This window comes from Paraburkholderia azotifigens (genome assembly GCF_007995085.1).
Lineage (GTDB): Bacteria > Pseudomonadota > Gammaproteobacteria > Burkholderiales > Burkholderiaceae > Paraburkholderia > Paraburkholderia azotifigens.
Window position 1 is genome coordinate 1,878,913 of the sequence record NZ_VOQS01000001.1, and the last position, 12,884, is coordinate 1,891,796.

The 12,884-nt window shown below is 63.3% G+C and carries 13 protein-coding genes; 9 read left to right on the forward strand and 4 right to left on the reverse strand.

Features of this window, described 5'->3' with window-relative positions; genetic code table 11:
- Positions 1-14: 14 nt before the first annotated feature.
- Both tsaE and FRZ40_RS08375 read left to right on the forward strand, forming a co-directional pair.
- Positions 15-569 (forward strand): tRNA (adenosine(37)-N6)-threonylcarbamoyltransferase complex ATPase subunit type 1 TsaE, encoded by a 555-nt coding sequence (gene tsaE / locus FRZ40_RS08370; protein WP_028364580.1) that lies wholly within the window; start codon positions 15-17, stop codon positions 567-569.
- On the forward strand, positions 551-2,086 hold the full coding sequence (locus FRZ40_RS08375) for an N-acetylmuramoyl-L-alanine amidase (protein ID WP_147233845.1): 1,536 nt from the start codon (positions 551-553) through the stop codon (positions 2,084-2,086). Before tsaE ends, FRZ40_RS08375 begins: the two co-directional genes overlap by 19 nt.
- Positions 2,087-2,864: 778 nt before the next feature.
- On the opposite strand, the gene FRZ40_RS08380 is transcribed toward FRZ40_RS08375, so the two are convergent.
- A complete protein-coding gene (locus FRZ40_RS08380) occupies positions 2,865-3,746 on the reverse strand; it encodes an EamA family transporter (RefSeq protein ID WP_147233846.1) in 882 nt (293 codons plus the stop codon).
- Between the two features lie 168 nt (positions 3,747-3,914).
- On the opposite strand from FRZ40_RS08380, the gene FRZ40_RS08385 reads away from it, so the two are divergent.
- Entirely contained in the window at positions 3,915-4,796 is an 882-nt protein-coding gene (locus FRZ40_RS08385) for a pirin family protein (RefSeq protein WP_147233847.1), read from the forward strand.
- Positions 4,797-4,896: 100 nt separating this feature from the next.
- Complete coding sequence (gene trxA / locus FRZ40_RS08390) at positions 4,897-5,745, forward strand: thioredoxin (RefSeq protein ID WP_028364576.1); 849 nt, start codon at positions 4,897-4,899, stop codon at positions 5,743-5,745.
- Between the two features lie 71 nt (positions 5,746-5,816).
- Here trxA and tcdA read toward each other — a convergent pair whose 3' ends face one another.
- Entirely contained in the window at positions 5,817-6,677 is an 861-nt protein-coding gene (tcdA, locus tag FRZ40_RS08395; protein ID WP_028364575.1) for a tRNA cyclic N6-threonylcarbamoyladenosine(37) synthase TcdA, read from the reverse strand.
- Between the two features lie 176 nt (positions 6,678-6,853).
- On the opposite strand from tcdA, the gene pdxH reads away from it, so the two are divergent.
- The 3 genes from pdxH (at position 6,854) to FRZ40_RS08410 (ending at position 10,114) form a co-directional block, all read left to right on the forward strand.
- The gene (pdxH, locus tag FRZ40_RS08400; protein WP_028364574.1) at positions 6,854-7,492 is read left to right on the forward strand and encodes a pyridoxamine 5'-phosphate oxidase; all 639 of its coding nucleotides are present in this window, start codon (positions 6,854-6,856) and stop codon (positions 7,490-7,492) included.
- Between the two features lie 176 nt (positions 7,493-7,668).
- On the forward strand, positions 7,669-8,883 hold the full coding sequence (locus tag FRZ40_RS08405) for an SAM-dependent methyltransferase (protein WP_028364573.1): 1,215 nt from the start codon (positions 7,669-7,671) through the stop codon (positions 8,881-8,883).
- A gap of 82 nt (positions 8,884-8,965) precedes the next feature.
- Positions 8,966-10,114 (forward strand): DUF72 domain-containing protein, encoded by a 1,149-nt coding sequence (locus FRZ40_RS08410; RefSeq protein ID WP_147233848.1) that lies wholly within the window; start codon positions 8,966-8,968, stop codon positions 10,112-10,114.
- A gap of 50 nt (positions 10,115-10,164) precedes the next feature.
- Here the strand turns inward: FRZ40_RS08410 and msrA are convergent, their stop codons facing one another.
- The gene (gene msrA, locus FRZ40_RS08415) at positions 10,165-10,710 is read right to left on the reverse strand and encodes a peptide-methionine (S)-S-oxide reductase MsrA (protein WP_028364571.1); all 546 of its coding nucleotides are present in this window, start codon (positions 10,708-10,710) and stop codon (positions 10,165-10,167) included.
- A 306-nt stretch (positions 10,711-11,016) separates the two neighbouring features.
- Between msrA and FRZ40_RS08420 the strand changes: the two genes are divergently transcribed.
- On the forward strand, positions 11,017-11,529 hold the full coding sequence (locus FRZ40_RS08420) for a flavin reductase family protein (protein ID WP_028364570.1): 513 nt from the start codon (positions 11,017-11,019) through the stop codon (positions 11,527-11,529).
- Between the two features lie 58 nt (positions 11,530-11,587).
- On the opposite strand, the gene FRZ40_RS08425 is transcribed toward FRZ40_RS08420, so the two are convergent.
- The gene (locus FRZ40_RS08425) at positions 11,588-12,094 is read right to left on the reverse strand and encodes an Lrp/AsnC family transcriptional regulator (protein ID WP_028364569.1); all 507 of its coding nucleotides are present in this window, start codon (positions 12,092-12,094) and stop codon (positions 11,588-11,590) included.
- A gap of 132 nt (positions 12,095-12,226) precedes the next feature.
- Here FRZ40_RS08425 and kynB point away from each other — a divergent pair, with 132 nt between their 5' ends.
- Positions 12,227-12,874 (forward strand): arylformamidase, encoded by a 648-nt coding sequence (gene kynB / locus FRZ40_RS08430; protein ID WP_028364568.1) that lies wholly within the window; start codon positions 12,227-12,229, stop codon positions 12,872-12,874.
- Positions 12,875-12,884: the final 10 nt, after the last annotated feature.

Consider the following 12,884-nt stretch of genomic DNA (forward strand, 5'->3'; position numbering starts at 1 on the left):
GCCATTTTACGAGAATGCCCGATCACACCGGTCCCGCGAATCGACCTTCCGCCGCCGTCCTGCTGGAGCGCCAGTTCGCGCTCGCGGACGAAGCCGCGACCACGGCATTCGGCGGGCGCTTCGCGCAAGCGATCGACAGCGTGCGCACCGAAGCGAAGGCAACAGGCCCGCATGCATTCAACGGCCTCCAGGTGCAGTTGCACGGCGACCTGGGCGCCGGCAAAACGACACTCGTGCGCGCCACGCTGCGCGCCCTCGGACACACGGGCCGCGTACGCAGCCCGACCTATACGCTCGTCGAACCTTATGCGGTTAAAAGGCCGGATGGGGAACTCGAGCTGTATCACTTCGATCTTTACCGTTTCAACGATCCGGCCGAATGGGCCGATGCAGGCTTTCGCGAGTACTTCGACAGCGGCGCAATCTGCCTCGTCGAATGGCCGCAACGCGCGGGCAGCCTGCTGGGCGTGCCGGATCTCGTCTTCTCGCTCGACGTCGACGGCGATGGCCGCATGCTGATCGCCCGGGCGTATAGCGAACCAGGAAAGGCATGTCTCGAAAGATGTTGATCAAACCGTTCCGCTCGATCGAATCGGCGGCCACCGCGACGCATAACTGGCGGCGCCGGCAGATTCTTCGCGCGGGCGCTTCCACGCTCGTCCTCGGCCTTTCGCCGCGCCTCGCGTTTGCATCGTCGGTGCTCGGCGTGCGCGTGTGGCCCGCGCGCGACTACACGCGCGTGACCATCGAGTCCGACCAGCCGCTGCAGAACACGCAGCAGTTGCTGCAAGGTCCGGACCGGCTGGTGGTCGACCTGAACGGTCTCGATCTCGACCAGGCGCTGAAGGATCTCGTCTCGAAGATCGCACCGAACGATCCGCAGATTCAATCGGTGCGAGTCGGTCAGTATCAGCCGCATGTCGTGCGGATGGTGTTCGACCTGAAGGGTTCGGTGAAGCCTCAGGTATTCACGCTGCCGCCCGTCGGCACGTACAAGTACCGGCTCGTGTTCGACCTGTATCCCGCCGTGGCGCCGGACCCCCTGATGGATCTGCTCGCGCAGACCGAGCGTAAGGAACAGCAGCTGAAGGAAAACACCGCGCCGCCCGCCGCGACGCTCAGCGGTCCGACCACGCCGCCCGCCGACAGCAGCGACGCGTTCTTCGAGAAGTACGCGCAGAACAACGCGCCCTCGCCCGCTTCGCCCGTGCCGCATCCGCCCGTTCATAGCGCGCCGGCGCCTGCGCCGCACGTACCGGCGAAGCCGACGCCGGCACCCGTGCCGCCCGTCATTGCGCGCAACAACGACAACGATGCGGACAGCGACGGCAACGACGAATACAAGTTCACCGCGCCGAAGAAAGGCAGCAACACGGTGCGTCTGCTCACGGTCGCGATCGATCCGGGGCATGGCGGCGAAGACCCGGGCGCGATCGGCGGCAGCGGCACGTACGAAAAGCACGTCGCGCTCGACATCGCGAAGAAGCTTCGCGCGAAGATCGACGCGCAGCCGAACATGCGCGCGATGATGACGCGCGACGCCGACTTCTTCGTGCCGCTGAACGTGCGCGTGCAGAAGGCGCGGCGCGTAGGCGCGGACCTGTTCGTGTCGATTCACGCGGACGCGTTCACGACGCCGGAAGCGAGCGGCTCGTCGGTGTTCGCGCTATCGGAGCATGGCGCATCGAGCGCGGCCGCGCGCTGGATGGCGAACAAGGAGAACTCGTCGGATCAGATCGGCGGCATCAACATCAAGTCCGCCGATGCCAGCGTGAATCGCGCGCTGTTCGACATGTCGACGACGGCGCAGATTCGCGACTCCATGCGATATGGCACGTTCGTGCTGAAGGAGATTGGCGGGATCAATCGCTTGCACAAGGGCTCTGTCGAACAGGCCGGGTTTGCCGTGCTGAAGGCGCCGGATATTCCGTCGATTCTCGTCGAGACTGCGTTTATCAGTAACCCCGAGGAGGAGCGTCGTTTGAATGACGACGCGTATCGGGACAAGATGGCTAATGCCATTATGAGTGGGATCAAGCGGTATTTTGCGGCTAATCCGCCGCTGGCCAAGAGTCGGATGACTTAGCCGTTTTTTTTGTCTGCGACGCTAGTCGCTGTTCTTTGCTTTTTGCTTTTTGCTGCGCTGGCATCCGCGAATTCGTGGCTCGCATCCGCGATTTCGTGTCGTAGATCACGCGTTGCCCCTGTGCGGGGCGGCACTTACTTTCTTTGCCGCCGCAAAGAAAGTAAGCAAAGAAAGCGGGCTAACACCGCGAATGCTAGTTTTTGCCTGCGGGCCCCCACGGGTCCCGCACTCCACACGACATCGCACTGTCTTACGCCCGTTGCCAGCGTGCTAACCCACGCCTCACCCGCTTCACAGTCCCACGTCACAGACCGCGTTACCCGGAAGTCCACGGCCGCCCAGGTGGCAAACTGTGTGTAGGCCGTCGCGACGGAAGTGCACCACTCCGGACTGAAAAGCGGGATCGGTGTCGTAGAAGCGCCAACGCGTAAGGTGCGACACACTACACACAGTTTGCCACCTGGGCGGCGCAGACGGATCGCTGCCGCTGGCTGCGCTACGGGTGACTGGAGTGGGTGAGGCGCTTGTTAGAGGCGCTGGCAACCATCGACAAATAGCGTGATGCCGTCTGGAGTGCGGGACCCGTGGGGGGCCCGCAGGCAAACACAAGGATTGGCGGTGTGAGCGGCTTTCTTTTGCCTACTTTTCTTTGCCGCTGCAAAGAAAAGTAGGTGCTGCCCCGCACAGGGGCAACGCATGAGGCACCGATACGAATTCGCGGATGCCAGCGCAGCAAAAAACCAAATAATGGCGACTAGCGTCGCAGACAAAAAAAACCTTACCTCGCTAGCGAAAACCTCTGCAAAACCCACCCACCAAAAACATTAACAGCAAGACCGCCCATCACGAGAACAGCGCCTGCAATCTGGGCACCAGACAAAGACTCCCGAAGAAACAAGGAAGCAGAAGCAAGCCCAACAATCGGCACGAGTAACGAAAAAGGCGCGACCTGCCCTGCCGGATACCGCGACAACAACCGGCTCCACAAGCCATAACCCAGCAGGGTGGCAACAAACGCGAGATAAACGATCGCGAACACCGACGACGCCCCGATCCCCGTCACGGCCGCCTCGATCCGCGCCGGCCCTTCGAACACATACGACAGCACGAAGAACGGCACAGGCGGAACCAGACTGCCCCACACAACGAGCCCGACCAGATCGACCTTCCCGACCTTCTTCGTGACAATGTTGCCGAGCGCCCACATCACGGCCGCACACAGCGTGAGGATGAAGCCGGCAAGCGTCATCGCGTGGCCGCCCTGCAGGCCGATCACAGCAAGACCAACGGCCGCGATCGCCAGCCCGAGCACGTTCTGCGCGCGAAAGCGCTCATGCAGGAAGAGCGCCGCAAACGCGAGCGTAAAAAACGCCTGCGCCTGCAGCACCAGCGACGCAAGACCGGCCGGCATGCCGACATACATCGCAGAGAACAGGAACGCGAACTGCCCGAGCGAGATCGTCGCGCCATAGGCAAAAAGCCAACGCCATGGCATCTGCGGCCGCCTGATGAAGAACACCGCCGGGAACGCGGCGAGCATGAAGCGCAACGCGCCGAGCAGCATCGGCGGCACACCGTGCAAGCCGACCTTGATCACGACAAAGTTCACTCCCCACGCAACGACGACGACCAGCGCCAGCAGCAGGTCTTTCGGTGACATCTGCACTCCTGTTTTTGCTTGTCTTTGAACCCGAAAGTTTACCGGAGCCACCGCGGACGCGCCGCCCGCCAATACAACCCTGGCATTTCCGTCCCTCGCGCCTTCAGGCGCAGACGATCGTCGCGGGCAGTAGAATGACCCGTCCTGTCCCCACCAGCCGAGCCTGTCATGTCCTCATCGATCAAAGCGGTTCTCAAGCCCCACGTCCGCGACATCGGCAATCTGGCCGTGCGGCGCGTGCTGCCCGCGATGGCCGCGCGTCTCGTCGGCCCATTCATCTTCTTCGATCACATGGGCCCTGCCACGTTGCCAGCCGGCACCGGCCTCGACGTGCGCCCGCATCCGCATATCGGCCTCGCGACCGTCACGTATCTGTTCGAAGGCGCGATCATGCATCGCGACAGTCTCGGTTCCGAACAGAAGATCGTCCCCGGCGACGTCAACTGGATGACGGCCGGCCGCGGCATCGTCCACTCGGAACGCACGCCCGAGCCGGAGCGCACGAACGGCTCGAAGGTGCACGGCATCCAGACGTGGGTCGCGCTGCCCCTCGCCGACGAAGACGCGGAGCCTTCGTTCGAGCATCACGCTGGCGCGACGCTGCCTGAAATCGAGCGCAACGGCGTGACGCTGCGCATCATCGCAGGGTCGTCGTTCGGCAAGACGGCGCCGGCGCACACCTTCTCGGGCACGCTGTATGCTGCCGCCCACTTTTCGCCCGGCAGCGTGCTCGCGCTCGAACCCGAGCATGAAGAACGCGGCGTGTATCTGGTCGAAGGCGACCTCTCGCTCGATGGCGAGCCGCTCGAAGCCGCCACGATGGCCGTGCTGACACCCGGCGAAACCATCACGCTCGCCAGCGCGAAAGGCGCGACGGTCATGCTGCTGGGCGGCGAGAAACTCGAAGGCGAACGCTTCATCGAATGGAATTTCGTCGCGAGTTCGCGCGAAAAGATCGAGCAGGCCAAGCTCGCGTGGACGAACCAGGAAATGGGCAAGGTGCCCGGCGAGACGGAATGGATCCCGTTGCCCGAGCGCAAGCCGCGCTAGACTGGACGGCATCCACGCCACGGCGGGACATCACCGCCCGCATTGAAACGGCACGCGCCGCCCCCAACTATTACGCCTACCGTTCAAGGAAGAGATAGCAATGGACACCACTCTCGCCACTTTCGAAAAGGACGTCATCAGCGCATCGATGCTCGCGCCCGTACTCGTCGACTTCTGGGCGCCGTGGTGCGGACCGTGCAAGACGCTCGGCCCGATGCTCGAAAAACTCGAAGCAGAGTACGAAGGCAAATGGCGTCTCGTGAAGGTGAACGTCGACGAAAACCAGGAACTCGCCGCGCACTTCCAGGTGCGCAGCATCCCGCACGTGGTCGCGTTCGCAGACGGACGGCCCGTCGATCAGTTCATCGGCGTGCTGCCCGAAGGCCAGTTGCGCCAGTTCCTCGACCGACTCGTACCCGACGGCGCGGAAGCCGCGCGCGCGGAAGCGTCGATCGCAATTGCCGAAGGCCGTCGCGAGGACGCGTACAACGCGTTGAAAGCGGCGCTCGCCTATGATCCCGGCTTCGACGAAGCGCGCCTCGATCTGATGGAACTGCTGCTCGAAGACAACCGCGCTGACGAAGCGCAGAACGAAAACGATCTGCTGTCGCCCAAAACCACGCAGGGCATCGACGCGCGCTACAACGCGATCAAGACGCGGCTCGATGCCGTCGATGCCGCCGCCGACCTGCCGCCCACGGGCGCGCTCGAAGCGCGTGTCGCCGACAATCCCGACGACCTCGAAGCGCGCTTCGATCTGGCCAGCGCGCTGATCGCGCATCGCAAGTACGACGCCGCGCTCGAGCATCTGCTGGCGATCGTGCAGCGCGACCGCACGTTCCGTGAAGATATTGGACGCAAGACGATGCTGTCCGTGTTCGATCTCGTTGCGCATCAGCCGGAGCTGGTAGCGAAATGGCGTCGCAGGCTGAGTGCGTCGTTGAACTGAGCGTGCACACTCGAGCATGAAAAAACGCGGCCACGTGCCGCGTTTTTTTTCGGATGATTGCGATCCGTGCCTCAGGCCGCCTGTTTCGCCAGCGCGCGCAGCACGTACGACACAGCCGCAAAACCGAAACTCGCCGTCACGCACACGCTCGATCCGAAACCCGCGCAGTTCAAGCCCACGGGACCATGATGACCGGGCGAAGTCGTGACGTGTTCGGCTTCCTCGTCGATATCGCACACGGCCGCTTCGGGGTAAATCAGCGGCTCGTCCGAATACACCGCGCTCACCTTGAATTTCGCTTTCGGTCCACGCGGAAAGCCGTGATGCTTGCGCAACTGCCCGCGCACTTTCGACAGCAGCGGATCCTGAATGGTCTGCGCGAGATCGTCGATGCGGATACGCGTCGGATCGAGCTGGCCGCCCGCGCCGCCGACCGTGATCAGCGGCTGCTGATGCTCGACGCACCATGCGATCAGCGCCGTCTTCGTGCGCACGCTGTCGATCGCATCGACCACGAAATCGAAGCCGGCGCCCAACACCTTGTCGAAGTTGTCCGGCTCGATGAAATCTTCGATCACGCGCACGTCGCACTGCGGATCGATCAGCCGGATGCGCTCGGCCATCGCATCGACCTTCGGTTTGCCATAGTTGCCGTCGAGCGCGTGGATCTGCCGGTTCGTATTGCTCTCGGCGACGTTGTCGAGATCGATCAGCGTGATCGTGCCGATCGCCGTGCGCGCTAACGCTTCCGCGGCCCACGAGCCGACGCCGCCGATGCCGATGACGGCGACGTGTGCGCCTTCGAAAGCCGCGAGCGCGCCCGCGCCGTACAGACGCGCAACGCCCCCGAAGCGGCGGGCGCGGTCGGCGGTTTCATGCGCGCCGTGGTCAGTAGTAAGATCGGATTGCCCGGTGACAAGAGGCGTGGACATGATGTGTGGGTCTGCGTGCATTCAAGCCCGTATTTTGCCTGATCGCCCGTGCATGCGCCCGCGGTTCGCGGTTCGCGGCAAGCTCGCCGGATATCGTGCACCGGACACCGTCCGCCTCAACGCAGAAAAGTTTGTCCTTCGCTATACTGGCCCCACTGTAGCGCATGCATAAAAATATGAGCACTCTTGCCGACCTCCGCAAAAACTATTCGCTCGGTTCGCTGGACATCGCCGACGTCGATCCGAATCCGTTCGGCCAGTTCGACATATGGTTCAAGCAGGCCATCGACGCGCAGCTCCCCGAACCGAACACGATGACGCTTGCGACGGTCGACTCGCGCGGCCGGCCTTCGGCGCGCATCGTGCTGATCAAGGGTGTCGACGAGCGCGGCTTCGTGTTCTTTACGAACTATGAGAGCCGCAAAGGCCAGGAGCTCGCGCAAAACCCCCATGCAAGCCTTCTCTTCTACTGGATCGAACTCGAGCGTCAGGTGCGCATCGAGGGCACGGTCGTCAAGACAAGCGACGCAGAAAGCGACCAATACTTTGCATCGCGTCCGCTCGGCTCGCGCATCGGCGCATGGGCATCGGAGCAGAGCAAGGTGATTGAAAGCCGTGCCATGCTGGAAGCGCGAGAGCGTGAATTCAGCGCACAATACGGAGAGAACCCGCCGCGTCCGCCGCACTGGGGTGGCTATCGGCTGATTCCCGACGCAATCGAATTCTGGCAAGGACGGCCTTCACGTTTGCACGACCGGCTGCTGTACACGCGCAGCGGAACTGCCGACTGGACGATCGCCCGTCTGTCGCCCTGACACATCGAAACGCCGGCGCGCGGCCCGTCATCCTTAGGGAGGCATGACGCGTTGCGCCGACGGCTGGATCGCGTGCGCGTGGCTCAAAGTCCGAACGCGGGGCTGTTGCTGGCCCGCGCACGGCGCACTTCGATTCGACAGGCTTTGCTTTGATTCATTGGACACGGAGAAATCACATGTTCTGGGAGAAGAAGCTGGCGCAGTTGGTAGACGAAGTAAAAGCAAAAGCCAATATTCCGGCGCGCCTCGTGCTGTGGGATGGCCAGGAACATGACTTCGGCACGTTCGCCGCGCCGCAGGTCACGCTGAAAGTGAACAGCGCGTCGGCGCTGCCCCTCCTGCTCGAACCGAGCCTCGACAATCTCGGCGAGGCGTATGTGAAGGGCAAGATCGACATCGAAGGCAAGCTGTCGGACATCATCAACATCAGCTATTCGCTTGCGCGCAGCACGGTGACGAGCGCGAGCAAGCTGGCGCGCGTGCGGCGTTATTTCAATCACACGAAAACGTCCGACAAGAAGGCAATCCAGTATCACTACGACGTCTCGAACGAGTTCTACAAGCTGTGGCTCGACGAGAACATGGTGTACTCGTGCGCGTACTTCGAGAACGGCGACGAAGACCTCGCCACCGCGCAGATCAAGAAGATCGATCACATCCTCACAAAGATCCAGGTGCAACCGGGCCAGAGTCTGCTCGATATCGGCTGCGGCTGGGGCGCGCTCGTGCTACGCGCGGCGCAGAAGTTCGGCGCGAAATGCGTGGGCGTGACACTGTCGCAGAACCAGTTCGATCTCGCGACGAAGCGCGTGAAAGACGCGGGCCTCGAAGGTCAGATCGAAATCCGGCTGCAAGACTATCGTGACGTACAAGGCCAGTTCGACCGCATTACGAGCGTGGGCATGTTCGAGCACGTGGGCCGCAAGAATCTGCCGGCGTACTTCCAGAAGGTCCACGACCTGCTCGCCGACGACGGCGTCGCGATGAATCACGGCATCACGTCGACGGATTACGACAGCGGCGAAACGGCGCTCGGCGGCGGCGAGTTCATCGACCGGTACGTGTTCCCCGACGGCGAACTGCCGCACATCAGCCTCGCGCTCGAATCGATGCAGCGCGGCGGGCTCGAGGCTTTCGATATCGAAAGCCTGCGCCGCCACTACGCGCGCACGCTCGACATCTGGGCCGAGAACTTCGAGGCCAACGCGGCCGAAGCGAAGACGCTTGTGGAGGACGAGAAATTCCGCATCTGGCGCGTGTATCTCGCGGGCTGCGCGTATGCGTTCGAGAACGACGACGTGTCGATCTATCAGGTGGTGTGCCGAAAGGCCGGCGGCAGTGCAAAGACGCTGCCGTGGTCGCGCCGCTATATGTACGAGAAGGCGCTGTAAAATCGCGTGATCCCGTTTTGGCCGCGCCGCGCGCAGTTGCGCATGGCGCGCGGCGCGGCAAACTCATTCACGCAACGTATCGATGGAACAGGACACGCCGGACGGCACCGCGCAACTCGACATGTTCGGCAATCCCGTCGATCCGACGACAGCCGCTGACGCTTCGGCTCCCGAAGCGCCCCCTTCCGATACGCCAGCTTCCGCATCCAGCGACGCGCCGCCGAAAACGCGCCGCGCCCGCGACGTCCTCGCTGCGCGTCCCTCCGACGAACTCATCACGCTCGCCAGCCGGTTGCCGCCGCAGGTGCATCTCGGCACATCGACGTGGTCGTTTCCAGGCTGGAAGGGCATCGTCTACGGCGACGACTACAGCAACAGCAAGCTGTCGCGCGACGGCCTGACGGCTTATGGCGCGCATCCGCTGCTGCGCACGGTGAGCATCGACCGCTCGTTCTATCAGGCGCTCACGGTCACCGACTATCTGCGTTACGCGCAGCAGGTGCCGGACCATTTCCGCTTCATCGTGAAGGCGCCCGCGCTCGTCACCGACGCGACCGTGCGCGCCGAACGCGGCGAGCCGGTGTCCGACAACCCGTGCTTTCTGAACGCGCAACTGGCCATCGACGAGTTCGTGCGGCCGTGCATCGACGGACTCGGCGCGAAGGCGGGCGCGCTCGTGTTCCAGTTCTCGCCGCTGCCCAACGAGATGCTTGCGCAACCAGCGCTATTCGTCGAACGGCTGACGGCGTTCCTCGCGGCGCTGCCGCCGCTGGAAGGCGACACCTGTTACGCCGTCGAAATCCGCGATGCGTGCCTTCTGACACCGCGCCTGATCCGGGCGCTGAAGGCGACGGGCGTGCGCTATTGCGTCGGCATTCATGCGCGGATGCCCGATCCGTCGCGCCAGGCCGCCGCGCTCGCGATGCTCGACGAAGCGCCGTCCGGCCCGCTCATCGTGCGCTGGAGCCTGCACGGCGGTTTCAGGTACGAGCAGGCGAAAGCGAAGTACGAACCGTTCGACAAGCTCGTCGACGAAGATCCCGACACCCGCAGGGCACTCGCCGAACTCGCCGCGCGTTACGCGATCGCCGGCCAGCCGGTGCTGATCGCCGCGAACAACAAGGCCGAAGGCTCGGCCCCGCTGACCTGCGTGAAGCTCGCGGCGGACATCGCGGCCGCGTGCGAGCGGCTGCGCAGCGCACAAAAAGAAAACGCGGCCGAAGCCGCGTAATCAAAGGCGGGCGCAAGTCACTCAAGACTCGCGCCGCGTAAAGCGTTGCATCACGCCTTGATCCGATGCGCAAACTTCTGCCGGAACTTCGCCACCTTCGGCGCGACGACGAACGCGCAATAACCCTGATCCGGATGCTGCGCGAAGTAGTTCTGGTGATACGCCTCGGCGGCCCAGTAGTTGCCGTCGAGCGGCAGCACCTGCGTGACGATCTGGCCGTCGTAGATGCCTTCGGCGCCGATCTCGCGGATGGCCTGCAGCGCCGTGTCGCGCTGCGCGTCCGAGTGCGTGAAGATCACTGACCGGTATTGCGTGCCGACATCGTTGCCCTGGCGGTTAAGCTGCGTCGGATCGTGGATCGCGAAGAAAATATCCAGAATCTCGCGATAGCTGATGCGTCCCGGATCGAACTCGACCTTGACGACTTCCGCGTGCCCCGTGTTGCCGTCGCACACCTGCTCGTACGACGGGTTGTCGGCGTGTCCGCCCGCATAACCCGATTCGACCGACGTCACCCCATCGACGCCGAGATACACCGCCTCCAGACACCAGAAACACCCGCCGCCCAGCGTGGCGGTCTCGACTGACTGACTCATGCTCGCTCCTTGGAATGGCTCGCCGCGACGTTCGTCCCATGGACAACCGCACTGCTCGCCGCAGTCACCTGGACACTTTTCACCGCATCCGACCGGCGCAATATTCCGCGTTTTCGGGGATTCACGCAGGCCGCATGCACCATCTGTACCACGCTGCCGCCCTTGTCCCGCCGCCCGCGAGCGCCAGGCTCTCTGCGATTGCAGTTAAAATTGGGACAATTCGCCGAATTTCTACATGACCTTCGAACCGTATTTTTCCATCTGGTCGCTTCATCAAGCGGTCCGTTCGCCGGAATGCCTCTGCCGATGAAGCGCGCCAACCCGCCCAATTTCGACGACGTCTCGTTTCGCCGCGCGCTCAGCCAGTTCGCGACGGGTGTCACCGTCATTACGACACGCGCGCCGTCCGGCGCACTGATCGGCATCACGGCCAGTTCATTCAACTCTGTCTCGCTGACACCGCCGCTCGTGCTGTGGAGTCTCGCGACGCGCTCGGCCTCGATGCCCGTGTTCCGCTCGAACAGCCATTATGTCGTCAATGTGCTGGCGTCGTCGCAACTCGACCTGTGCAAGCGCTTCGCGACGGTGAAGGGCGACCGCTTCGAAGGCGTGTCGCATGCGGCGGGCGACACGGGCATGCCCGTGCTCGACGGCGCGCTGGCGTGGTTCGAATGCCATAACCGCAGCCGCTACGACGAGGGCGATCACGTGATTTTCGTCGGCGAGGTGGAGCGCTGCGGGGTCCACGAGCAGGCGGCCGAGATTGAGCCGCTCGTGTTCCAGAACGGCGATTTTCACGGGCTGAAACGGATCGGCTGAGCGCGCGCCGCTTTTTCGCGGTTACATTTCCGTTCCGGCACGCTGGCCAGGGCCGCCTCTAGCCAGGCTGCTGCTGCACCTTCGAGCCCGTCACCAGCGCGACGGGCACGCCCGAATCTTCCTTCAGTGTCTGCAGCACGATGTTCGAGCGGATGTCCATCACGCCCGGCGCCTTGTACAGCCGGCCAAGCACGAAATCCGAATAGTGCTTGAGATTGTGGGCGAGCACCCGCAACAGATAGTGCGTTTCCCCCGTCACGACGAACGCGCCGACCACCTCCGGCCAGTCGCGCAGCGCTTCGGCGAAGCGCTCGTGCCAGTTTTCCTGGTCGTTGCGCATCGATACCTGCACGAACGCCTCCAGTTCGAACCCCAGCACTTCCCGGTTCAGGCATGCGCGATAACGCTCGATCACGCCCTGCTCTTCCAGCAGGCGCAAACGGCGTAAACACGCGGATGGCGAAAGCGAGATGCGCTCCGCCAGATCGAGATTGCTGATTCGTCCTTCGTGCTGCAGCACCGTCAAGATACGGCAATCGGTGGCGTCCAGTGAGATCGCGTTCATTTTCGGTCTCCCTTTCCCGTTTGCCTCAAATTATGTTCCAAAGGGGACGAAATAAACAGTTTTTTTAGCAAGCACATTTCGTCTGATGCCGCCTATTATCGAGACATAGCAGCCAAACGACACCAGGGAGACATGGACACACTTTGGGATATCACGCCTGCCGTCGACACCGCGACGCCCGTCTGGCCGGGCGACACGCCCGTCGGCATCGAGCGCGTGTGGCGGATGGAGGCGGGCTCGCCCGTCAACGTCGCCCGGCTGACGATCTCGCCGCACACGGGCGCGCACACCGACGCACCGCTTCATTACGACGCCGAGGGCGCCGCGATCGGCGCAGTGCCGCTCGACGCGTATCTCGGCCGCTGCCGCGTGATTCATTGCATCGGTGCAAAGCCGCTGGTGACGCCTGAGCACATTGTCGGCGCGCTGGATGACATTCCGCCGCGCGTCCTCCTGCGCACTTACCTCAAAGCGCCGACCACGGCTTGGGACAGCGATTTCTGCGCGGTCGCGCCGGAAACAATCGATCTGCTCGCCGCGCGCGGCGTGAAACTGATCGGCATCGACACGCCGTCGCTCGATCCGCAGGAATCGAAAACGATGGATGCGCATCACCGCATCCGCGCGCACGGGATGGCGATACTCGAAGGCATCGTGCTCGACGCCGTCGCACCCGGCGACTACGAATTGATCGCGTTGCCGCTCAAGCTCGCGACGCTCGACGCCAGCCCGGTACGCGCCGTGCTGCGCGCCTTATCTGCACAAACGCATTCCGACTGAACGCTCTTTC

Excerpts from the sequence above, each read along its gene's own strand:
- msrA (WP_028364571.1), bottom strand. The coding sequence starts at position 10,710 with ATGAGTCAGTCAGTCGAGACCGCCACGCTGGGCGGCGGGTGTTTCTGG.
- FRZ40_RS08420 (WP_028364570.1), top strand. The coding sequence starts at position 11,017 with ATGAAGCGCGCCAACCCGCCCAATTTCGACGACGTCTCGTTTCGCCGC.
- FRZ40_RS08405 (WP_028364573.1), top strand. The coding sequence starts at position 7,669 with ATGTTCTGGGAGAAGAAGCTGGCGCAGTTGGTAGACGAAGTAAAAGCA.
- trxA (WP_028364576.1), top strand. The coding sequence starts at position 4,897 with ATGGACACCACTCTCGCCACTTTCGAAAAGGACGTCATCAGCGCATCG.
- FRZ40_RS08425 (WP_028364569.1), bottom strand. The coding sequence starts at position 12,094 with ATGAACGCGATCTCACTGGACGCCACCGATTGCCGTATCTTGACGGTG.
- FRZ40_RS08385 (WP_147233847.1), top strand. The coding sequence starts at position 3,915 with ATGTCCTCATCGATCAAAGCGGTTCTCAAGCCCCACGTCCGCGACATC.
- tcdA (WP_028364575.1), bottom strand. The coding sequence starts at position 6,677 with ATGTCCACGCCTCTTGTCACCGGGCAATCCGATCTTACTACTGACCAC.
- tsaE (WP_028364580.1), top strand. The coding sequence starts at position 15 with ATGCCCGATCACACCGGTCCCGCGAATCGACCTTCCGCCGCCGTCCTG.
- FRZ40_RS08380 (WP_147233846.1), bottom strand. The coding sequence starts at position 3,746 with ATGTCACCGAAAGACCTGCTGCTGGCGCTGGTCGTCGTCGTTGCGTGG.
- FRZ40_RS08410 (WP_147233848.1), top strand. The coding sequence starts at position 8,966 with ATGGAACAGGACACGCCGGACGGCACCGCGCAACTCGACATGTTCGGC.
- pdxH (WP_028364574.1), top strand. The coding sequence starts at position 6,854 with ATGAGCACTCTTGCCGACCTCCGCAAAAACTATTCGCTCGGTTCGCTG.
- FRZ40_RS08375 (WP_147233845.1), top strand. The coding sequence starts at position 551 with ATGTCTCGAAAGATGTTGATCAAACCGTTCCGCTCGATCGAATCGGCG.
- kynB (WP_028364568.1), top strand. The coding sequence starts at position 12,227 with ATGGACACACTTTGGGATATCACGCCTGCCGTCGACACCGCGACGCCC.